General features: G+C 70.5%; 21 protein-coding genes and 1 pseudogene. 10 read left to right on the top strand and 12 right to left on the bottom strand.

Annotated features, from left to right (window positions below; translation table 11 throughout):
* Nucleotides 1–122: 122 nt before the first annotated feature.
* The 4 genes from AB0947_RS41680 to AB0947_RS41665 all read right to left on the bottom strand — a co-directional run bounded on the left by AB0947_RS41680 (nucleotide 123) and on the right by AB0947_RS41665 (nucleotide 3,153).
* Entirely contained in the window at nucleotides 123–335 is a 213-nt protein-coding gene (locus AB0947_RS41680; RefSeq protein ID WP_366755585.1) for a hypothetical protein, read from the bottom strand.
* Nucleotides 336–499: 164 nt separating this feature from the next.
* The gene (locus AB0947_RS41675) at nucleotides 500–1,876 is read right to left on the bottom strand and encodes an Nramp family divalent metal transporter (protein WP_366755587.1); all 1,377 of its coding nucleotides are present in this window, start codon (nucleotides 1,874–1,876) and stop codon (nucleotides 500–502) included.
* The gene (locus AB0947_RS41670; RefSeq protein ID WP_366755584.1) at nucleotides 1,876–2,136 is read right to left on the bottom strand and encodes a hypothetical protein; all 261 of its coding nucleotides are present in this window, start codon (nucleotides 2,134–2,136) and stop codon (nucleotides 1,876–1,878) included. Before AB0947_RS41670 ends, AB0947_RS41675 begins: the two co-directional genes overlap by 1 nt.
* A 108-nt stretch (nucleotides 2,137–2,244) precedes the next feature.
* Complete coding sequence (locus AB0947_RS41665) at nucleotides 2,245–3,153, bottom strand: manganese catalase family protein (RefSeq protein WP_366755583.1); 909 nt, start codon at nucleotides 3,151–3,153, stop codon at nucleotides 2,245–2,247.
* Between the two features lie 515 nt (nucleotides 3,154–3,668).
* Here AB0947_RS41665 and AB0947_RS41660 point away from each other — a divergent pair.
* A complete protein-coding gene (locus AB0947_RS41660) occupies nucleotides 3,669–4,424 on the top strand; it encodes a BTAD domain-containing putative transcriptional regulator (protein ID WP_366755582.1) in 756 nt (251 codons plus the stop codon).
* Between the two features lie 494 nt (nucleotides 4,425–4,918).
* A complete protein-coding gene (locus tag AB0947_RS41655) occupies nucleotides 4,919–5,227 on the top strand; it encodes an STAS domain-containing protein (protein ID WP_366755581.1) in 309 nt (102 codons plus the stop codon).
* Nucleotides 5,228–5,411: 184 nt separating this feature from the next.
* On the opposite strand, the gene AB0947_RS41650 is transcribed toward AB0947_RS41655, so the two are convergent.
* Both AB0947_RS41650 and AB0947_RS41645 read right to left on the bottom strand, forming a co-directional pair.
* Nucleotides 5,412–5,702 carry a DUF2071 domain-containing protein gene (locus AB0947_RS41650; RefSeq protein ID WP_366755580.1) on the bottom strand — a complete coding sequence of 97 codons (291 nt, stop codon included), beginning with the start codon at nucleotides 5,700–5,702 and terminating at the stop codon, nucleotides 5,412–5,414.
* Nucleotides 5,703–5,820: 118 nt separating this feature from the next.
* A complete protein-coding gene (locus AB0947_RS41645; protein ID WP_366755579.1) occupies nucleotides 5,821–5,955 on the bottom strand; it encodes a DUF2071 domain-containing protein in 135 nt (44 codons plus the stop codon).
* 442 nt (nucleotides 5,956–6,397) lie between these two features.
* Here AB0947_RS41645 and AB0947_RS41640 point away from each other — a divergent pair, with 442 nt between their 5' ends.
* A complete protein-coding gene (locus tag AB0947_RS41640; RefSeq protein ID WP_366755578.1) occupies nucleotides 6,398–6,697 on the top strand; it encodes a hypothetical protein in 300 nt (99 codons plus the stop codon).
* A 447-nt stretch (nucleotides 6,698–7,144) separates the two neighbouring features.
* The gene (locus AB0947_RS41635; protein WP_366755577.1) at nucleotides 7,145–8,188 is read left to right on the top strand and encodes a hypothetical protein; all 1,044 of its coding nucleotides are present in this window, start codon (nucleotides 7,145–7,147) and stop codon (nucleotides 8,186–8,188) included.
* Between the two features lie 317 nt (nucleotides 8,189–8,505).
* On the opposite strand, the gene AB0947_RS41630 is transcribed toward AB0947_RS41635, so the two are convergent.
* The 3 genes from AB0947_RS41630 to AB0947_RS41620 form a co-directional block, all read right to left on the bottom strand.
* Nucleotides 8,506–8,637 carry a phosphatase PAP2 family protein gene (locus AB0947_RS41630; RefSeq protein WP_366755576.1) on the bottom strand — a complete coding sequence of 44 codons (132 nt, stop codon included), beginning with the start codon at nucleotides 8,635–8,637 and terminating at the stop codon, nucleotides 8,506–8,508.
* A gap of 260 nt (nucleotides 8,638–8,897) precedes the next feature.
* Entirely contained in the window at nucleotides 8,898–9,812 is a 915-nt protein-coding gene (locus AB0947_RS41625) for a transposase family protein (protein WP_366755586.1), read from the bottom strand.
* Between the two features lie 306 nt (nucleotides 9,813–10,118).
* Complete coding sequence (locus tag AB0947_RS41620; protein WP_366755575.1) at nucleotides 10,119–10,439, bottom strand: STAS domain-containing protein; 321 nt, start codon at nucleotides 10,437–10,439, stop codon at nucleotides 10,119–10,121.
* A 220-nt stretch (nucleotides 10,440–10,659) separates the two neighbouring features.
* On the opposite strand from AB0947_RS41620, the gene AB0947_RS41615 reads away from it, so the two are divergent.
* Nucleotides 10,660–11,142 carry an ATP-binding protein gene (locus tag AB0947_RS41615; protein ID WP_366755574.1) on the top strand — a complete coding sequence of 161 codons (483 nt, stop codon included), beginning with the start codon at nucleotides 10,660–10,662 and terminating at the stop codon, nucleotides 11,140–11,142.
* Nucleotides 11,143–11,223: 81 nt separating this feature from the next.
* Here the strand turns inward: AB0947_RS41615 and AB0947_RS41610 are convergent, their stop codons facing one another.
* The 3 genes from AB0947_RS41610 to AB0947_RS41600 form a co-directional block, all read right to left on the bottom strand.
* On the bottom strand, nucleotides 11,224–11,571 hold the full coding sequence (locus tag AB0947_RS41610) for an STAS domain-containing protein (RefSeq protein ID WP_366755573.1): 348 nt from the start codon (nucleotides 11,569–11,571) through the stop codon (nucleotides 11,224–11,226).
* 388 nt (nucleotides 11,572–11,959) lie between these two features.
* Nucleotides 11,960–12,280, bottom strand: a complete 321-nt coding sequence (locus AB0947_RS41605) for a hypothetical protein (protein WP_366755572.1) — start codon at nucleotides 12,278–12,280, stop codon at nucleotides 11,960–11,962.
* Between the two features lie 396 nt (nucleotides 12,281–12,676).
* Nucleotides 12,677–14,014 carry a helix-turn-helix domain-containing protein gene (locus tag AB0947_RS41600; protein ID WP_366755571.1) on the bottom strand — a complete coding sequence of 446 codons (1,338 nt, stop codon included), beginning with the start codon at nucleotides 14,012–14,014 and terminating at the stop codon, nucleotides 12,677–12,679.
* Between the two features lie 105 nt (nucleotides 14,015–14,119).
* Between AB0947_RS41600 and AB0947_RS41595 the strand changes: the two genes are divergently transcribed.
* The 5 genes and pseudogenes from AB0947_RS41595 (at nucleotide 14,120) to AB0947_RS41575 (ending at nucleotide 19,162) form a co-directional block, all read left to right on the top strand.
* The gene (locus AB0947_RS41595) at nucleotides 14,120–14,305 is read left to right on the top strand and encodes a hypothetical protein (protein ID WP_366755570.1); all 186 of its coding nucleotides are present in this window, start codon (nucleotides 14,120–14,122) and stop codon (nucleotides 14,303–14,305) included.
* Nucleotides 14,306–14,330: 25 nt separating this feature from the next.
* Entirely contained in the window at nucleotides 14,331–14,993 is a 663-nt protein-coding gene (locus tag AB0947_RS41590; RefSeq protein WP_366755569.1) for an SAVMC3_10250 family protein, read from the top strand.
* Nucleotides 14,990–18,673 carry a serine/threonine-protein kinase gene (locus tag AB0947_RS41585; RefSeq protein ID WP_366755568.1) on the top strand — a complete coding sequence of 1,228 codons (3,684 nt, stop codon included), beginning with the start codon at nucleotides 14,990–14,992 and terminating at the stop codon, nucleotides 18,671–18,673. The genes AB0947_RS41590 and AB0947_RS41585 overlap by 4 nt, the downstream gene beginning before the upstream one ends.
* 82 nt (nucleotides 18,674–18,755) lie before the next feature.
* Nucleotides 18,756–18,824, top strand: a pseudogene (locus AB0947_RS41580) (hypothetical protein); the annotation flags it as partial.
* 86 nt (nucleotides 18,825–18,910) lie between these two features.
* Complete coding sequence (locus AB0947_RS41575) at nucleotides 18,911–19,162, top strand: hypothetical protein (RefSeq protein ID WP_366755588.1); 252 nt, start codon at nucleotides 18,911–18,913, stop codon at nucleotides 19,160–19,162.
* The last annotated feature ends 183 nt before the right edge of the window (nucleotides 19,163–19,345 follow it).

Here is a 19,345-nt window from a genome sequence, read left to right as displayed (position 1 = left end):
GTCCCGCTCGTGTGCCGGGTCGGCGGACACCGACGGGATGCGCACCCAGGCGGCCAGATCGTCCTGCAGTGCGCCGACGCGGTCGTGCGGATAGCCGCGGACGGCGGGGTCGGGTTCCTGCATCACGTGCTTCCTTCCTGGCCGGCGGGTGGTGCGGTGTGGGCCGGCACCGGCGGGAACAGCGCCGAAAGGCGGCACCGCAGCGCCTTGCGGTCGTCCCGTCCTTCGCCCGTGCGGGCGGAGACGGCGACGGCACCCGGGTGGAGGCGCCGCAACGTGCTCATCTGCTTCGGCTGGGCGAGGTCCGCCTTGTTCAGCACCAGCAGTTCCGGCACGTCCTGAGCGCCGATCTGTCTCGAAGCGGCCGGACACGGGATCGTCCCCGGCTCGCCCGGAGCGCCGGGTAGCCCGGCGCCTGAGCACGCAAACCGACACGAGCGTCCTCGGGGCTCCTCCTCTATCCCGTCATCGGGGCGGCGGAGCCGCCGAGGCCGCAGCGTCAGCCGAGGACCGCCCTGGTCAGCAGCCAGACGTTCAGGACGCTGATCGCGGCGCACACCGCGACCGCGCATCCCGTCGTCACGGCCCGGTTGGCCACCGGCCCCATCAGCGATCGGCGGGCGGTGAACCACGCCAGCGGCGCGAGGGCGCAGGGGATGCCGAAGGAGAGCACGATCTGGCTCAGCACGAGTGCCTGCATCGGGGCCACGCCCAGCGCGAGGACGGCCAGGGGCGGGGTCATCGTCAGCAGCCGGCGCACGATCAGCGGTACCCGGCGTCGCAGGAAGCCCCGCATGATGACCTGCCCGGCGAAGGTACCGACGCCTGCGGAGGCCAGCCCGGACGCCAGCAACGCCAGGGCGAAGGCGAGGGCCGCTCCCGGGCCGAGCGCGATACCCAGGCCGTCGTGGAAGCCGTCGAGACTCTGCTCACCCTGGCCGCTTCGCCCGCCGGCAGGACGCAGGGTCGCTGAGGCGAGGGTGAGCATGCCGGCGTTGACCAGTCCGGCCAGGCCGAGCGTCGCGATCAGTGAGGTGCGCTGTCCGCGCAGCACCCGCCGCTTCTCAGCCGGAGAGGTGGTGGCGGGCAGTCTGCCGAGGTGGGAGTGCAGGTAGATCACGTGGGGCATGACCGTGGCGCCGACGATGCCGGTGGCCAGCATCAGGCTCTGGCTTCCGGCCAGCTCGGGGCGCAGACCGGACAGCACCCCGTGCCAGGACCCGGCGCGCACGCACTGGTAGGCGAAGCCGAGGACGAGCACCAAGAGCAGGAGCGCGGTGACGGTCTGGAAGCGGTGCCGGCCCTCGGGCGCCAGGACGAGCAGCAGCAGGGACAGGCCGGCGACCAGGAGCGCGGCGGGCAGCAGCGGCAGTCCGAACAGCAGGTGCAGGGCCACCGCTCCGCCGACGAATTCCGCGAGGTCGGTCGCCATGGCGACGAGTTCGGCCTGGATCCACAGGGCGTAGGTGACGGGGCGGGGGGTGTGCTGCCGGCACAGCTCGGGGAGGTCCTTGCCGGTGGCGATGCCCACCTTGCAGGCCAGGTACTGCACGAACATCGCGACGACGTTGGCCAGCACGATGACCCACAGGAGCATGGGCCCGAAGAGGCTGCCCGCGGTCATGTTCGTGGCGAAGTTGCCGGGATCCATGTAGGCGACGGACACCACCAGGGCGGGGCCCAGCATGGTGAGGCCGACGCGGTGCCGCCCGCGGCCGCCGGAGCGTTGGTGCGGGGTGGTGCCCGGCGTGGGAGGCGACGGCTGCCGGTACGGCCCGGCGGGCTGTGCTCCCGCCGCGGCCGGGGGTGCGGACGCGCCGGTGGGCGGCTGGAGCGTGCCGGTCGGGGCGCGCCGGTAGGAGCGCGGGTCCAGCATCACGGCCGGCTCCCCTCACCGCTGGGTGTTCCGGGCGCGCCCTGAGCGCGTCCAGGTCCGCACGCCCGGCCGGCCCGGTGGCGGGGCAGGACGGCCCGGCAGCCGGCGGCGGTCAGCAGCACCGGCGCCAGCAGCCAGTGGGGCCAGCTGCCCAGGACCACGCCGGTCACGGCTGCCGTGCAGTAGAGGCCGATCAGCAGCAGACGCGCCGCGGACGGACGGGTCCGCCGCCGTGCGGCGGTGAGGTCGGAGACTGCCATGCTCGCTCCCCGGGATGAGTGAGAAGGAGAGGTGGTGTGGCCGGATCGTGGGTGGTGCGGGACGGGCCAGGGGCCCGCCGGGCGAGGCGGGCGGGCCCCTGGGCCGGCTCACTCATCCGGGGTGAGCGCGTCCTTGATCTTGCCCTTGATGCCGGTCTCGGTGCCGAGCACGGGCCCCTTCGGCGGACCCTGGCTACCGTCGTAGGTGGCGAACAGTTTCGGGTCGGGCGGGGGCGCCATGCCGATGTCCCCGAGCGGTTGCGGGGAGTCCAGCACGGACAGCTCGTGCTCGCCGTCCGGTGCCATACCGGAGGCCCACAGCCCGGCCCCGGACTCGGTGCCGTCGGACAGGTGCCACAGGGTCTGGGCGTGCTCGCGGTACTCCTCTTCCTCCAGGCCGCCGGGGACGACGTAGCCCTCCAGGCCGTCCTCGCGCAGCTGCTCGATCGCGGCGAGCCACTGGTTCTGGTGGACGGTGTCCCGGGCGAGGTTGAAGCGCAGCATGTCCTTGACACCGGGGTCGTCGGTCATGTTGTAGAGACGTGCCGTCTGCAGGCGGCTCTGCGCCTCGGCGGCGACGTTGGCGTAGAAGTCGGCCATCAGGTTCCCGCTGGCGATGGCGTACCGGCCGTTCCACGGGTAGCCGTTGCTGTCGGCGGGCAGGGCCGCGCCGCCCGCGATGATGGCCTGCTGCGGATCCATGCCGCCCATGACCGCGCCCACGGCCGGGTCGCTGGTGGCCATCTTGGTGGTGGCGGTGGCGGGAGCGCCCTCCAGGAGCCTGGCGATCATCGTGGCCAGCATCTCGACGTGGCCGATCTCCTCGGTGGCGACGTCCATGATCAGGTCCTTGTACTTGCCCTTGATCCGGGCGTTCCAGCCCTGGAACAGGTACTGCATCATCACGGACATTTCGCCGTAGGCGCCGCCCACGAGTTCCTGCAGCTTGTGGGCGTACGCGGGATCGGGCTTCGCCGGCTTGGCATCGAACTGCAGGCGTTGGGTGTGGGTGAACATCGCCGCTCCTCGAGTCCTGGACGGACGTTGCTGCTCCTCGGCGCACGTTCACGGTGTCGTGGTGAGTGACGGTGACACCGGCACTCCGGTCGCCGGGATTCCGAAGACCGACGCTAGGCGGGCGGTGTCACCGTGCCGTCTCCGGCGGCGTACCCGAGATGGCACCGATCGGCGCCACGGCTGCTCTGGCCGCGGCGCGGACCCAGGGCGCCGCCGTCGCCGAGCCGCCGCACGTGACGCGCGGACCGCCGGTACCGGTGGAAACGTCCCAGTGACTCGGCGAAGACGGGCTTTCGCCGAATTCGCGGGGACGCGGCGCGGGCGGCATGCCGTTTACGCCGATGCTCATGGGTTACCTGAGGCATCTGAGGTCGGGAGCACAGCGACGCGTCAGCACGGCAGGGGCGTCACACGGGATCACGGGGCCGTCGGCGCGATGCCCGCCGCGTACGCCGCCGCGGGCCCGGCCCTCACCCTCGCCATGAACACCACCCGAGCCGAGGGCGGTATCCGACATGAGTTCCGACACCCCGCACCGAGCCGTTCCGGACAGCGGCACCCTGCTGGAACTGCTGGGTGGGTTCCGCCTGGAGATCGGCCGGCGCAGCGTCTACCTGCCGCCGTCGGCCCAGCGGCTGCTGGCCTATCTGGCCCTGCACAAGGAAGGCGTCCCGCGTCAGCAGACGGCCGAACTGCTGTGGCCCGACCTTCCCCGGGCCCGGGCCGAGGCCAGTCTGCGTTCCGCGCTGTGGCGCATCTCCCGGCGCAGCGACCAGCATCCGGTGGTGGACCTGGCCGCGCCCCGGCTCTCCCTGTGCGGCCAAGTGGGCGTCGATCTGCCGGACGCCTCCCGGTACGCCGTCGCCCTGGCCCACGATTCCTGGAGCGACCCCCCGGGCGAGGACATCCCGCCCATGCTGTGCGAGGACCTTCTCCCCCACTGGTGCGATGACTGGGTGACCGACGCCCGGGAACACTTCCACCAGCTTCGACTGCACGCCTTGGAGTCCATCAGCCGGCACCACCGGCACCACGGCCGGTTGTGCACGGCGCTCATGTACGCCATGACTGCGGCCGAGGCCGAGCCGCTGCGGGAGAGCGCCCACCGGGAGATCACCGCCGTCCACCTCGCCGAGGGCAACGCCACCGAGGCACTGCGGCACTTCGCGTCGTACCGGCACAGGCTCCGCAGAGAGCTCGGCCTGGCACCCTCCACGGAATACCGCCGCCTGCTCGCCCCCTACCTCAGCCACCCTCCCGACAGGCGATGACGCCCGGCGACCGGCGGCCGGTCCGGCCGGCCTTCACAGAAGCCCCCGCCTCCACATCACACCGCACACCTGGGCCGCCAGGCATGCTGCACTGTGCCAGGATCACCGGCATGCCTTGGCCACGCCGGCTGGGGCCGTTTCCTGCCCGGCGCCGGGGCGAGGGCCCGTGACCGGGGTGGGGTGCGGAGCGTTGCCACGGTCGTGGACGGCTACGAGGACCTGGACCTGGATGAGATCGAGTTCGCGCCGGTGGAGGTAGCGGGGTGGTCCTGTGCAGCCTGCGGGACCTTCCGCCCGGCTGGACCGTACTCCCAGCGGTTCAGCCGCGCGGTGTCCGTGCGCTCGGTGTGCAAAGACGTAAGGACCGCTTCAGCCCCATCCCCGTGCGCCCGGCCGGGCACCCGGGTGTAGACATCCCCGCAGGGCGGGGGTTCTCCTGGAGGCACACCCCGTCCGCTCCACTGGCTGGGGGCGCCGTGTACGACACGCTCCACGTGGCAGTGCACCCGACCGGGCCCGGCAGTTGCCGGGTGACCGTGGCCGGGGACCTCGACGTGGTCAGTGCCACCGACGTACGGGAAGCCCTGCGAGCGGCCGTGTGCACCCATGACCGCGTCGACCTGGACGTAGGGCAGGTCACCTTCTGTGATTGCACCGGACTATCCGCCCTGATCGCCGCCTCCCGCGCGGCCAAAACCCACGGCACCGAGCTGCGGCTGTGCGCGGTCCCGCACCCGCTTGCCCGGTTGCTCCGGCTCACCCACGCCGGCAGCGTCTTCACCATCGAGAGTTCCGCATCATGACGATCGCCGACCCGGCAATACCTGAGCCTCTTCCCGCTGCAGGTACGGGACGGCGGTGAGCACCTGAGCGAGCAGGAGCCCACTGCGGCGAACGGAACAGAGACGGAGACCGCCCCCGAAGAGACACCGCAGTCCCAGCCGACCAGGTTGAACAGCCCTTGTGATCGGGCCACCGAGATCGGGTTCATCCCTGCCTCCTTGGCTGCGGCCGCACCGGCCGTGAGAGACCGAGGCGGACCTGATGTACACCGTCGGAGAAGTGCACCAGCGGCTCCTCGGCCGGCGCTGGCAGCCCCGCCGCACTGGTCACACTCTCGGCGAGGCCGTCGAGACGGGCCGCGCGCAGCGGCCAGCGCTCGTGCTCGACGGGCGTCTCCCACAAAACGCCCGCGCTGTGCGTAAACGCCCGCCATCGTGACGCAAGCCACACATCGCGGTGTGTAGGGCTGATGGGCGGGCCCGGATGCACGGTCATGCGGTAAGCCGACCCACCGCCCCACTCGATCCGGTGTACGTCACGCTTTCACCGCTGCACGCCAGCCGCAGCCGCCCGAGGTGGTACGGCGGCGCCCCGATGCCGCGAGCCGCCAGCATCATCGGCTGGCCACGTCGATCGACAGGAACCACAACCCTTCCCGGCCGCCCGGTCCACGCACGTAGGTGCGCAGATTGGTCTCGGGAAAGGCGGCCAGCGCCGCAGGGGAGCCGTACGGGCGCACGTCTGCCATGACAAAACAGCGTGAGACCCACCCAGGCATAGCCGTCAAAGGTGTCGACTGTCAGTCCGTCGGGCAGCAGACGTTGGATCAGTTCTGGAGCGTACGCCCAGTGCAGAAAGGTCTGTGTCAGCCAGCCGGCCCGCAGCGACGGCATGCGCACACGATGTTCCCGCCCGTACGTCACCACACTGTGGCCAGCGCGCAGCCGAGTGATCGAGCCCGGAGCTCGCTTCCGCCGGTCCGATCTTTCAAGGGGCCGACAACGCGCCGACAGACAGTCCCCACAAGCGCGCGGCGTCGCGGGGGCTGATGGTCGCACGGCTGACGACACCCTGGGCAAGAGCACCGAAGGCGCCCCGGATGCCTGCTGCGGCACCACCGCTTGCTGCACCCCCGACGAGCAGGCCGTCGACCCGGCCGAGACTCCGGCCGAGGCCAAGGTCATCGCGGGATGCGCCTGCGGCAGCTGACCAGGACGCCCCGCATCGAAGGTGAAGCGGTTGCGGGCCGACCTGAGCGCGGTACTTGGCCAGTGAGGCAAAGACCGCGCCCAGTCACAACACAGGAGCGCATCCTGTGCGTCATCCGCCAGCACATCACCGAGCACGGCCAAGCCCCGGCGATGCAGCAGATCGGGGCAGCCGTCAGCATGCGCAGCAGGGCGTCGGTGCACTACCAGCTCACCGAGCTGGAAACGAAGCCCGCGATCGTGCGCGAACCGCGACGCTCAAGAGAAATCCGCCTCACGTGATCAGCCCCGAGCGCCACCACCTGCTGCTGACCGGCTGGCGGCCGCAAGGTGCAGCACGGCTCGTGGGGGAGTCAGGACACCGCGCGGGACAAGTTCCGACGTTGGGACGGCAAGCACGGCGGCATCCCCGGAGCCCACCTCACCCTCACCGACGAAGAGACCGATGAAGTGGCATCCAACACACGGCACAGGGCCGCGTACAGCCAAGCACGACAACCCTTACCGCGCCCCGGTCACCGAGCAAATGACCCGGAGGGCGGCGCGGGGCCTCTTACCAGACCAGGCTGGTAGTCCCTTGAGCGTCGAACAGGCAGGCCATCACCTACAGCCCGTACCCGTCAGCCCGGCGCGGGCCGGACAGCCGCGTCTCAGCGGGCGCCCGGCGTGCGCTGATTCTGCCCCGGACCGGCGGGTACTTGCAGCGGCATGGGGTCTTTGGGTTCACCGGTGTTGCTGGTCTTGTTCCTGGCCAGTGCAGCTGTCATCTGGTTCGCGGGAATCAAGCTGTCGGACACCACCGACGTGCTCGCCGAACGACTTCACCTGGGCAGCGCGCTGGGCGGTCTGATCCTGCTGGCGATCGCGACGAACCTGCCCGAAATCGCGATCACCGCGAGCGCGGCGATGGCCGGCCAGCTCGACGTCGCGGTCGGCAACATCCTCGGCGGCATCGCCATCCAGACCATTGTCCTGGCCGCCCTGGACGCCGCCGGGGTCCGCCCGCGCGCCCCGCTGACCCGGCTCGCGGCTAGCTTGCAGCTGGTCCTGGAGGGGGCCATGGTGGTCGTCGTCCTGGCCGTGGTCGTGATGGGCACCCAGCTCTCCCCGAACCTGCACGCCGCCCGCCTGGCCCCCGCCTCGGTGGCGATCGCCGTCCTGTGGGTGATCGGGCTGATCCTGCTCAACCGGGCCGGCCGGGGCCTGCCGTGGCGGGAGGGCGGCGACGCCCCCGACAGCCAGCCCGAACCACGCGGCCACTCCAAGGGCAAGAAGGAGAAGGCCGCCAGTGACAAGGGCGTGAGCACCGCCCGCGCCGCTCTGGTGTTCGGCGCCTCCGCACTGGCTACACTCGTCGCCGGTGTCGTCATCGAACGCAGCGGCGAGGAGTTCTTCGCCCGCCAGGGCCTGAGCGGTGTGCTGTTCGGCGCCACCGTACTGGCGGCGGCCACCTCACTGCCCGAGCTCAGCACCGGCCTGACCTCCACGAAGCTGGGCGACTACCAGCTTGCCATCAGCGACATCTTCGGCGGCAACGCCTTCCTGCCCGTGCTGTTCCTGCTCGCCACGGTCATCTCCGGCAAGCCGGTCCTGCCGGCCGCGCACGACACCGACATCTACCTCACCGCGCTCGGGATCATCCTGACCGTGGTCTACATGGCGGGGCTGATCTTCCGTCCGCGCCGCCAGTACGCGCGCATGGGTATCGACAGCATCGCCGCGGTCGTCATCTACCTCATCGGCATTGTGGGACTGGCCACCATCGCCACATGAGCTCCCAGTCCTCTCGTGGCCCATGTCCGGTCGGCGCTGTCAGGCGTCGTCCTGGTACGGCCTGGGCACCCGCTCACGGTTGTCTGCTGAGGCAGCCCGAGACCGCGGTCATCGTTGCCTGCCTGTTGCTGCCGGTTGTGTCCGTGCTGCTGCACGGCATAGACCGTCGTAGAGGACTGGCTATCGCGCACCCCGCAGCCACCCCGCCACGCCCGCACCCGGCACCTACGCCTCATCGAGGGCGCCAAGCCTGGCCCCCGACACGCGTCCGCAGACCAGCCGACGGCGGCTCGCCGCCTGACCGCGCCCCGCTCGCATCACCGCCACACGCGAAACACCTGCTGCGGCAGGCGCCTGACCAGCCAGGCACAGACGCGGCCGATGACGGCGCCAGCGTCCACGTCACTGGGGTAGTGAGCGCCGGAGTGCACCCGCTTCACGGCCACCATGGCGGCCGGCGCAACGACGAGGAATCGGGCCGGTTCTCGACCTCGTCGTGAGGAACCTTCCCTTGGGCGGCCGCGAACGTCACTCACCTGCTTGCACACGCCATCGGACACCCGCTACGCCAAGGTGAGAGCCGCCGCTACCGCCGCCTTATGGGCCCTCCACCCGCCGCCCACACCATCACCGCGGCGGCACCGCACCACAACTTACGAGCTGGTGCGTGATTGTGCTGGGGGTGCACGGTCCTGAGCTGGTTGGTTTGTCAGGCGGTGGCGTTGCGGTCGGAGACGAGGCCGGCGATGGCCCGGTAGGTGTCGGGCAAGACGTCTCGCCGGTGCGTCCAGCGGGTCAGCTGTTTCCAGCGTTTGTGGTCGGCGAGCGCGTGTTCGACGGTGATGCGCTTGGATAAGTGTCTGTGCCGGGCCTCTTCTCTGGCGGCGTGTACGTGCGGCAAAGCGATCTTGTTCGGTTTTCTGGGCGGTGTGATCGCCTTGCCGGGGTGGTCGCGCCGGAGCCCGAGGTAGCCGTCGTCCAGCAGCACTTCCACGTCTGGGAAGTGCTGGAAGCAGATCCCGATGCCTTCGTTGCGTGCGGCGGTCGCATCGTGCATCCGTCCCGGCCGCAGGGCGTCGGTCCAGAGCGTGCGGCCCTGGCGGTCGGCGATGACGGTGGCCTTCATGGTGTTCTGCTTCTTCTTGCCCGAGACGAACGCCCGGCGTCCGCCGCGGCCGGCTGCGGGACGTCGGACCTGCACCTCGGTGGCATCCAGCCGCAGTTCGATGCCCTCGGCCTGGGCGTAAGCGAATACATCCGCCAGGGTCCGCAGCCGCAGGCCGGGCCGGTCGGGAACCGCGCATCCTCGTCCGGCCAGGAGCCTGCGTATCTCTGCGATCGCGCGGGTGACGGTGGAGCGGTCGACATCGAACAACAGGGCGAGGACAGAGTGCGGGAGATCGTGCCGCAGGTGGATCAGCGTGACGACCAGCCGGTCGACGAACACCAGTCGATGCCGGGCACCGGCACCCGCCTCACGTTTCCTGGGCCCGCCACGTGCCTCGTGACGGCGTCCCTCGACCACGGCCTCCCAAGGCTCCGCCAACTCCTCGACCAGGCGCATTAGATGCTGCCGAGAGACCCCTGTGAACAGCTGATGCGCGAGGATGTTCCGGTCGAGCACCAGCTCGTTAGTACCTTCGGCCGTTTCCTCCACCGCCGACAGCGTGCGGTGAAGCGCAGGTTCCCGCCAGGAAGCCATCCGCTTGGTCAGACGGCGGCCCATCTCGCGCACTGCGGCCAGCAACCTCATGACCTATCCCACGCTCACCAGATCACGCACGTCCGGCATCCTCCGCAGTGGACCATCACGCAGATCCCGGGACGCTCTCGCCGCGCCTGCGCCGAAGAGATCGTCCCGGCCGTGAACCGCCGCCGCCATCTCTCCCGCATGATCAGTGTCTGATCAATATCGAGGACCGGTCGTCGGTCAGTTGGTGAGGGCGTGGCGGAGGGTTTCGCGGCAGTCGATGACTGCGTCGATGCCGACGAGGCTGAGGGTGCGGGAGATGGGCTCGCCGATGGCGGCCAGGCGGGGCCAACCGCCGGCCTCGCTGAGGGCGCAGTGGGCGGCGATGAAGATGTTGATGCCGCTGGAGTCGATGTAGGTGACGTGGCGCATGTCGCCCACGACGCGGGGGCGGGGAGTGCCTGAGGCGTCCTCGAGGGCGTGCCGGAGTGCGTCGCCGGTGTGGTGGTCGATCTCTCCGGCTAGGGAGATCACTGGGATACCGTCGGTGAGGGTGGTCACCACCGACAGCTGTTCGGCCTGCCCGGCATGCTCGGTGCCAGACGTCTTTCCCGTGGACGTGCAGGGATCCCGGCATACTCTCCGCGCCGCTCGCACTGCCGCCCGGCAGGGTGCAAGCAGCGCGATATGTGCCCGATACGGCACACAGGGAGTGGCGTGCTCCACAGCCGCGCGGGTAGACGAGTGGCGATTGGGGTGAACGGAGGAACGGATGGCGGTCATGACCGAAGCAGACCCGGCGCCGACGGCCGGCGCGGCACCGGACAGGCCGGCCATTCAGACCAGTGCTGCCCTGGTCGGGGACGGCGAGGACATCGCCCGGGCTCGCCACCTGGCCGCCGGTTTTCTCACCCGGGTCCAGGCCGAGCACGGCATCCCGGTCTCGCAGCGGGCCATGGACCTCACGCAGCTGGTGGTCAGTGAGCTGGTCACCAACGCCCGCAAGTACGCCCCCGGTCCCGTGCTGCTGGACCTGCGTGTCACCGGGAGCATGGTGGAGGTCGTGGTGTGGGACTCGGACCCGGTGCTGCCCGTGGCCCGGGCCGCGGACGCCGGCCGGGTCGGCCAGCACGGCCTGGAGATCGTGATGGCCGTCTCTCAGGGCTTCGAGGCGCAGCGTGAGCCGGTCGGCAAGCGCATCACCGCCCGGATCGCTCTGGCCGACGACCCCGACGGCGCCCCGTGCGGGCGCCGGCCCCTGTAGCCGGGGTCGCAGCCCGGACCCTGTCCCGCGGCGTTCACGTCACCTCGAGCCCCATCCGCGGCCCTCTGGCTGTTCGGCCGGTCAAACGGTCAGGGCTGCATCGGGGCCGGCCAGGGGCGGGGCGTCCGCCGAGAACAGGCTGTAGGCCCCCGTCATCTGCAGCAGACGGGCCGGTTGGGGCTGAAGACCGGTGATGGCCAGGCGGCTGCCCTCGCCGTGCAGGCGCTGGTGTAGCAGGAGCAGCACGTTCAGCCCGCTGGAGTCCATGAAGGAGACTCCCGACAGATCCAGGTACAGCGGCTTGCCGTCCAGCGCAATGACGGACGCCGCCTGCGCCAGCTCGGGACAGGTCTGCAGATCCATTTCCCCGCACACGGTGATCACGGCGCGGTCGGGATGCTGCTGTGTTACTACGGTGAACGTACTCACTGGTTCGCCCCTCGATTCCGGGGTCGAGCCCATCACGCCCCGTGGGGAGGGCATCAAGCACGCGGCGTGGGGCCGCGCACAGCCGAGCAAGACAACCCGTACCGCGCCCCGGTCACCGAAATGACCTTGAAGGGCGGCGCGGGGCCTCTCACCAGACCAGGCTGGTTGTCCCCGAAGCGTCGCACACCGGTGCGAGCATCCGCCAGGCTCGCTGCCGTGTGGTGCCGGGCGAAGTGGGCAGGGGCCGCAGATGTGACCCCCTCTCAGGTTCGAAATTCCTCAGTCACGGCGTGCCAGGGCGAGGGCGAAGGTGGTCAGGCCGGTGATGCAGGCGGTTGCGACGGACAGCGGGGTTCTTCTTCGGCACGCTCCGGGGCCCGCGCGGCGCTCAGTACCGTTGGCAGTCGGAGCCGAGAATGGCATCGGCCGTGAGGTACGTGACGGACTGGCAGGAGTAGGACGGCAAGTTCTGCCCGAGGTAGTACAGCTGGACCGGCATGCTGGGATTTCCCGGCCGGGGGGCACAGTTGAGTCCCAGCGTGTCGTTGCCGAGCTGGGTGAGTTCTTCGCAGGCGTAGTCGGTCTCGGCTGCTGCAGCGGGTGGCGCCGTGATCACAGCGGAAGCTGTCACGGTCGCCGCCACGAGTACCGCGCGGGCCAGGACGGCCAGACGTGGCGCGGCGGTGAGGCGCTTGCTCGGTGTTGTCATCGTGCCCCCCTGCTTCCTGTCTCCGGCCGCCCGTGGGCCGCCGTGACCCGGCGGCTCTGGCGGTGAGCCTGGTCTGCGAGGAATACGCCCCACAACCGCTCGTCCGGGCAGGGTGCGCGACGACGTGCGTCGCGGCGCATCGAAGCGCGCCAAAGCGGTGCTGACTTCTGCGCTCTGCATCCGGGCGGCTGGCCCCCTTTCGCTGGTCGTGGTGTCACGGCGGATCGGACGGCCTGCCTCGGTGTCTTGGCCGGCCCGGCCTGGGACGCATCAAGGGCGATGGCGAGGTCCGGATCGATGTTTCCGGCGCCAAGGGCTCCACGGGTGTCCTCGCCTGGCAGATCAACACCCTCTAGAAAAGGTCGGTGCCTGTGAGAGCGGTGTCCCGTCTGACTCTCAGGCGGGATACCACCTCGCGCTCGCAGTAGCCACTTGACTGCTTGTTGTCCACCGGCGCGCGGCCATCGCAAGGATCGGCGTTGGTTTCAGCGGCCGGTCCAGTAGACGGCTGGCCGTATGGGGGTGGCGAGGCACCGGCGGCTGGACGAAGGGCTCGTGGTCCGGGTGGGCCCGCCTAGTGCGTCGCGGAAGGCGATGAGGAGGTCTTCCACGCGGGTGCTTGCGGGTGGGGGATCTTCCTGTAAGGCGGACTTCGTGACGGTGGGCGAGGGTTCGGTGCTGGGTTGGTTGGCGATTTTGGGTTTCCCACGGGGGCAGGAAGTAGGTGGGCTCGCCGTCGAGGAGCTGGATGAGGCGTTCGACTTCTTCCCACTCGCCGATGGCGGTGCCCTCCAGGAGGGCGGTGATGCGGTCCTGGTCGATCTGGCGGCCGCTCGTGATGGCGATGGACCAAGGGGTGGGGCTGCCGGCCCGCAGGTGTAGGAACCGCAGGGCGGAGGAGAGCGAGGCGGTGGAGGCCTGGTTGTCGCGCCGGGCGTTGGAGGCCTCCCAGGCGCGCCGCAGGATCTCAGGGTCAGCGCCGCAGGCCCGGGCGATGGCGGCAGCGTATTTCCAGGAGGGGAACCGCTCGCCGGACATCAGCCGGGAGAGGTGCCCTGCGGAGAGTCCGGTGCGGCTGGCCAGGGCTCTGAGGCTGGCCAGGGCTCTGAGGCTGAGCCCGGAGGCACGCTGCAGGCTGCTGAGGACGTTGGCGAGATGTTGGCCGGCCAGGGTCGCCAAGGGCACTGTCCCCGCCGTGGACGGCGGGGTAGGTAGGGGACCGTCCATGTTGCTGCTCGGGCCCTGCTGGCCGGGAGCGGAACCAGTGGACGGTCCAGCCGCCGGTGGGGGAACTGCAGGCGCCGAGCGCTGCCTGCCGGACATGTGGCGGGCAGTGGGCCACTTCTTGCGTGCGGTGTCCCCGCTCATACCGAGCAGTCGTCCGACCTGCTCCCAGGAGGCACCCAGGCGCTTGCTCCTGGCCATCATGTTCGGGGTGAGGCGCTCGGCGAGGACCTGGATGCGCGCCATGTGTCCCAGGGGTGTCGTGACGGGGGTGGCGGGATGGTCGAGCGCGAGGAGCAGTTCCCGGCTCAGGTGAATGATCTGGTTGAGCTGGACCCGCAGCGCCTGGTCGAACTCCTCGGTGTTCGGAATCCGTGAGGTGGCCTGCCGTTGCCGGCGCGCCTTCTGGCGGCAGGCGGCGCTGCAGTACTCGCCCGGCCGTCCGGTGGCTTGAAGACGACGCTGGTTGCCGCACTGCTTGCAGGTCGGCTGGGCAAAGGTGTTTCCCAACGTGGCCTATTTCCCTTACTGGTGACTTCCCCGGGCGACGAAAGGGGGATCGCCGCCCGGGTTCTGTGACTGATAGCGGTGGTGTGCATCCGTTTCGTTGTCCGGATGCACACCGATGACGACGAGCACAACCCCGACCGCACTGTCCCGCGGCTCATGGAGCTCACCCGTCACCTGTGGCAGGGCGATCGGCAGAAGGGCGGGCACCACTACTACGACGGGAGGATTCCGATCATCGCAACCGGCCTGAACCAGTTGCGACGCGAATTCGGCCCACCATGGGACTCGTGAGGCGGCGGCGCGATATCGTCGAACCGTGACGGTGCGGTACTACCTGTACATCAGCGACGCAAAAGTCGACATGCTGCTCTCCCAGATCGACCCCGTGTTCGGCCGCCGGGGTACCACCGAAGCAGGCCTGAGTGTCGCACTGTTCAGCATCAAGCGCAGCGTCGAGGCCCCTGAGCCCGACCGTGTGGCCAAGCTGGAGCGGGTCCTGCGTCACCTGGAGGAGTCCGGGGAGACCGGATCGGTGGACGAACCCGGACCGTACTTCCGTGGCACCCTGCCCATGCAGCGGGGGCCCCTGCCCAGCGGGAACGGTGGGTCGCTGGTGTACTTCGGTGGCCGGACCGACTGGACCGTCCTCGGACTCGGCGGCGCCAGCAGCCATGTGATCGGCGGAAGCGCACCGCAGGCGCAGAGGTTTGCACCGTCCTCGGTACCGACGCTCCTGACCGGTCTTGCCACGGCATTCGCCGCCGACGGCGTCGAGATACCGGCGGAACAGCCGTCCCTGGCCTGGGTGCACCACCGCCGGACGGCTGCTGCGCGGCCCCCGGCAGCCCGTGGAGTTCGTCGCCCGGCGCCTGCTGGCCGGCCCCAGTCCCTACCCCGAACTCGACCCCAGGCCCGATATGCGGGTGCTGCTCGGAAGCCCCCTGTACGTAGCCCTCACCGACTGACGGCGCGTCGATGACACCGGAGGTCTGGCAGCCCGGCGACATCGTCCTCGATCTGTACGAGGTGCTCGACGTCGTTCACAGCGGAGGCATGGGCCTGGTCCACCGGGTACGCCACCAGGGCTGGAGGGTGGACCTCGCGGTCAAGACGCCCTGCCCGGAACTGGTCGCCTCGCCGGAAGGCAAAAGCCGGTTCGAGGCCGAGGCGGGCACCTGGGTGGGACTCGGCCTCCACCCGCACGTCGTCAACTGTGCCTATGTACGCACGATCGACGGTCGGCCGAGGGTGTTCGCCGAATGGGTCGACGGCGGCAGCCTGGCCGAGGCTGTCGCTGGTGGCCGGCTCTACGAGGGCGGGCTGCGCACCGCGGTCGGCCGGGTGCTGGACATCGCCGTGCAGACCGCGTGGGGCCTGCAGCACGCGCACGACAGCGGCCTGGTCCACCAGGACGTCAAGCCCGCCAACGTCATGCTCGAACCGGACGGAACCGCCAAAGTCACCGACTTCGGGCTGGCCAGAGCGCGCCCCGCGGACCCGGCCGCCGCCACGGATACCGGCGTCACCTTTGGCGGTATGACCCCCGCCTACTGCTCCCCGGAGCAGGCGCTCGCCGCCTCCGGCCGGGAGGTCCGGCTGACGCCCGCGACCGATGTGTGGTCGTGGGCGCTGACCGTGCTGGAGATGTTCACTGGCCGCCGCCCGACTCGGCACGGTCAGGCCGCCGCGGAAGCCCTCGAAGCGTTGCTGGAGGACGGCCCGGACGACCCCCGCGTGCCAGCCGTACCCCCGGTGGTCGCGGGACTGCTGCGGCAGTGCTTCATGCTCAGCGCCGAGGCCCGGCCGGCGGAACTCGACGAGGTCGCCCGGGTCCTGGCCGAGGTGTACGGCGACGTGACCGGCACGCCGTTTCCGCGCCGTGCACCGGGAGGCGTCGGGCTGCTCGCCGACGGACTGTCCAACCAGGCGCTGTCCCTACTCGACCTGGGGCGTACGGAGGCGGCCGAGGACTTGTGGCGGCAGGCGGCCGACGTCGATCCACACCATCTGGCCGCGCGCTACAACTACGGCCTGCACCTGTGGCGTTCGGGCCGCAGAACCGACCTGGAGATTCTCTCGGATATCGAGGGCGGGCGCATCTTCGGCGGAGCACCGCAACTTGCCGACCGGTTGCGGGGATTCATCCACCTGGAGCAGGACGACCGCAAGCGGGCCACCGAGTCGCTGCACAGGGCCACGCGTCAAGAGGGCGGCCCGTCCGAGGAACAGGCCGAGCACGAAGGACCCGTCCCGGCCGACACCGCCGAGGCACTGGCCGTACTGGCGGAACGGCCCCCTCCGACCACGGCGCGGCTGACTGGCCACGGCGCCTACGTCACCGCCGTGGCGGTGACCGCGGACGGAGGCCTGGTGCTCTCCGGCGACCGCGAGGGCGGCGTCTGCGTGTGGGACGTGGCAAGAGGCCGCTGTCTGCACGAACTGACCGCAACCGGCGCCGAGGTCGTCGCCACCGCCGTCGACGCCGCGGGCCGCACCGGGCTGGTCCTCCGCAAACAGGAGCCGCTGGAAGCGTGGGACCTCACCCACGGAACCCCGATACCTCTGCCGCCGGAACTCGGCGCCCACGACAGCAGCACCGACGCCCCCACGGCGGTCGCCATCAGCGGCGACGGATCCATGGGCGCCACCGGCCACGCGGACGGCACGCTCCGGTTCTGGGACGTTCGAACCGGAGCACTGCTGCAGCGCGTGGCGGCCCACAGCGCCCCGGTGGCGGCCGTGACCATGACCGCCGACGGTGTCTTCGCGCTGTCCACACCCGCCGACAGCCGCAACGATCAGAGGGTGTGCGCCTGGAACGTCACCGACGGACGGTGCCATGCGGCACTGACCCCGCCGCTGGACGAACAGGGCTACGGAGCGTGGGGCGTGCATGTCAACTGGTGTGCGCTCTCTGCTGACTCGCGGTATGCGCTCCAGGTCTGGGACAGCGGGAACATGGTGCTCTGGGACGCCCGAAGGGACCGCGTAGTCGCGCGGTCGCCGCACTCTCTGCGCGTCATTCACCATGCCATCGCCCTCGTACCGGGCGGCTCCCTGGCAGTGGTGGGAAGTGCGCAGCCGCTGCGCGTACTCGAACCGGCGACGGGCCGGTGCCTGCGCACATACGACAACGGGCCCGAGGACGAGGACGGGCACCAGGGCGTCTACGGCGACACCGACACCCGTGACACCAACACCGTCGCCATCAGCGCGGACGGGAGGTTCGCCGTCGCGGGCTCGCGGAAGGTGATCAGTGTGCTGCCGCTGCCCGCACCCGGCTACCGTGCCCCCTGGCTCTACGCCCGGCCCAAGGGCGCCGACGAACTGTCTGACAGGAGGCGGGCGTTCGACACCGCCATGGAGCAGGCGCTGCACCTCTTCGACGAGGGTCGGTACGAGGAGAGCGCCGCCCGACTGCGGGCCGCGGAGGCTGTACCCGGCTTCGGACGCCATCCCGACCTGCGCGAGGCATGGGCGGTGGTGGGTCGGCACGGGCGCCGGTCGGGACTGCGCAGCGGCTATCAGCTGTTCGATCTCGACGGACACCGGCACTTCACCCAGCCGCCGGTCCTGGCCGTCAGCAGGGACGGAGATTTCCTCGTCACCGGGCGGTGGACGGGGGAGATCGACCTGTGGAACGCGGCGAGCGGCCGTCTCGACCGGGAACTCGACTGGCCGTTGCCGGTGGCGCGCACCCTCACCCTGGTCTGCGGCGACCAGGCGACCGTCATCCACGGCAGGAACGGGCAGGTGGCTCTGCTCGACTTCGTCGACGACAGAGCATGGCACCTGACAGGTCCGGACAACGCCGGAACCGTCGAGACCCTGGTGTACGCGCCGGCCGCGGACCGGCTGCTCACAGGCGACGACACAGGGATACTGTGCAGCTGGGACCTCGGGTTCCACGGGGAGCAGCGCACCTTCCGTACCTCCTGGCAGGCCCTCCGGGCCCACCGCGGCTCGGTGGCTGCGGTCGCGCTCAGCTCGGACGGCCGGTACGCGGCGTCGCGCGAGGACACACACGCCGGCCTGGACCTGGCCTCCGCAATGAGCGGGGACGAAGTCTGCGGTTGGGACCTGGAGTCGGGCGAGCGGCTGTGGACCCGTAGCGGAGTGCCGCCCCAGACGGCCCTGGAGATCACCCCGGACGGTGGGACGCTGCTGGAGTTCGGCCCCTTCGGGGTGACCGCCGTCCGTACCCTCACAGGCAAACGACTGTACGGGGTGGCCGACACGAACAATGCCCGCCTGCTGGCAATCGCACCCGTCGGCGGCCGGGCGGTCGTGGCGACCACCGGGGCGCTCATCGTATTCGACCTCGCCACCGGCCGTGTGCAGCGGAAGACCCCCACCGAGCACCTGACCACTGCCCTCGCGCTCACGGCCGACGGGCGGTTCGCCGTCCTCGGCACCCACAACCAGCGGATCGACGTGGTGGACCTGGACACCGGCGAACTGCTGCGCACACTGACCGGGCACCGCAGTACCGTGCACGCCCTCGCCCTCAGCGAGGACGGCCGCACCCTAATGTCCGGGGACTACGACGCCACCGTGCGCGGCTGGGAACTGGACTGGGAATTCACCTGGGAACCCGGCGACGTACCGCAACCGCCCGCGAAGCTTCGTAGGCTTCGGATGCCGTGGCGTACTCGGTAACGCTGGTCCCCGGCCACGTATCCGAGGCCGGACCGTACATCTTCACGCGCCGCACCACCTGCTTGGTCGGCCGGGCGGGCGAATGCCGCGGCCTGCCGGCGACTACCGGAAGGTGTCCCGGCACCACTGCCTGCTCGACGTCGATCCCCCGCAGGTGCGGGTGCAGGACCTGGGGAGCAGGCTCGGCGCCTGCGCGAGGCGGAGAGCCGGGGAGAGAGGGAAGGGACCGCTGACGCCGTGCTGGCTGTCGCCCTGTACAAGGCCGCGGTCTTCCCGCTCGTCGCCGGGTCGGTCAGTGCAAAGGAACAGCAGGCCCGCCGCACGGTCGCCTACCGGATGTCCGCGTACGACAGCCTGCCCCGCCAGGTGCGCCTGTCGGCGGCCGAGGCGCTGGAGGCCATAGACGACGGCCAGGACGTTGAAGCCGTGCGGACCACACTGCAGGCGCTGACGATGGCGGTCTACGACTGTCGGCTCCGCTCACGGTGACCCAACGGCCGGTAGTCGCCGGGGGCGTATCGCCTCCAGAGCCGCAGACTTCGGTGGGTGCGGCGGCAGCCGGGCAGGAGCGCCCTGCAGCGCCCTGCCCGGCTGCTGATGGCTACTCCCACGGCTTCGGTAGCGCGTGCCACAGGGTTCTGAGCCGGTCGGGCGGGTTGGTGAGGAACTTGT

This window comes from Streptomyces sp. NPDC047841 (genome assembly GCF_040704085.1).
Taxonomy (GTDB): Bacteria; Actinomycetota; Actinomycetes; order Streptomycetales; family Streptomycetaceae; genus Streptomyces; species Streptomyces argyrophylli.
Note: the sequence above shows the minus strand (reverse complement) of the source record. Positions and strands in the feature narration are given on the sequence as shown.